Consider the following 250-nt stretch of genomic DNA (forward strand, 5'->3'; position numbering starts at 1 on the left):
GGTCCGGGTAGTCTGTGTCTGCGGGCAGACTGAGTGCCAGCCCCCACAGGCTGGTCTGCCCCGGTCGCCAGACGGTTTTACCTTCACTGTTAAAGAGCATCAGCGGACGGCCCGTCAGGTCGCTCACCGCATAATTCGTTCGCGTCACCCACTGCGGGGCCACGGACGGATGCGGCTGCCGTACCCGGCTGAACTGCTGGCTTATCAGCTCAAAGCCGTTAAACACCAGGTGCCGTACGCTGTACAGTTT

Annotated in this window: 1 pseudogene; it reads right to left on the bottom strand. The window is 61.6% G+C overall.

Annotated elements, in window-relative coordinates:
• A pseudogene (locus tag RTW80_RS30205) lies at positions 1 to 250 on the bottom strand (type IV secretion protein Rhs); the annotation flags it as partial.

Source organism: Escherichia sp. AM3 (assembly GCF_032029835.1).
Lineage (GTDB): Bacteria > Pseudomonadota > Gammaproteobacteria > Enterobacterales > Enterobacteriaceae > Escherichia > Escherichia coli.